The sequence below is a fragment of the Bartonella sp. AC535YNZD genome (assembly GCF_042196625.1).
GTDB lineage: Bacteria > Pseudomonadota > Alphaproteobacteria > Rhizobiales > Rhizobiaceae > Bartonella.
The window spans coordinates 1-894 of sequence record NZ_JBHIQP010000061.1 but is presented as its reverse complement, the minus strand read 5'-3'; the positions used below and the strand labels follow the sequence as shown (position 1 = coordinate 894).

General features: G+C 43.2%; 1 protein-coding gene. It reads right to left on the bottom strand.

Annotated elements, in window-relative coordinates:
* The coding region (locus ACFIM8_RS09150; RefSeq protein WP_375614835.1) for a DUF3792 domain-containing protein at window positions 1-835 on the bottom strand (835 nt) is incomplete at its 3' end.
* Window positions 836-894 lie beyond the last annotated feature (59 nt).

The window sequence follows — 894 nt, the reverse complement described above, 5'->3', positions numbered from 1 at the left end:
GGTTGGCTGCTGTTTGTGCCTCCGCACGGGTCATGCCATCCTTCATAAGCGCATTGATGATATCGCTTCGATTAAATTTTGTCGTGAGATCTTCTACACGATCAGACAGGCGTTCACCAAGATTTTTTAAAGTGGTGCGATAGTGAGAAGGATCATTTTTGAAAGCTGTTATCGCAGAACCAATATCATTGAGTGCAGCCTGATAGGTTTGTTTTAAGCGATTAGCATTGAGAGCAGGAATGTCGCTTTTATTGAGAAGGGTGTGCAATTCATTGCCAAGTTGGTCAAAATTGATGCCATCGTCACTGTTTTTTGCAAAAAACTTTTCAAGACTTTCACTGTTTAATTTTGCAAGTATAGGGGAAATATTGTTTTTGAGGCTGTCAACGGTTTGTTGGACCATGGAGCTGTTTTCTAGAGCGGTTTTAGCCCCTATCTTTGCTGTACTAGAAACCACGTGGATGGCTTGGAGGGTCATCAGCAATGTTATGAGAGCCCAAGTGAGAAAGCCATGAAGAGTCCCTGAGGTTTCAGCAAAACGTCCAGCTACAAAGCCTCCCAAGGCTAGGCTAATCAGTGTAACGATAACAGACCCCACGCCAAAGGAGAGGAAAGAGCCTTCAAATGGGGATGAAGAAGTGAAATCCATTTGGCTTAAGCCTAAAGCGGCGACTAGAAAAGAGAGGCAGATTGAGGTAGCAAGAGCCGTCACCAGTCCCGCAAAGATTGCGGACCATGAAATGGGTGTGTGAAAGAATGGATACTTTTCTTCTAGAGATGTTTCTCCTAGAAAATTGGTATCGAATGGTGTGTCTTCAGGAATGCGAGTTTCCATGTTTTATCTCCTTGAATATGCTGGAGATACAATGCCTTTTTGCTAATTATGTTCCAAAA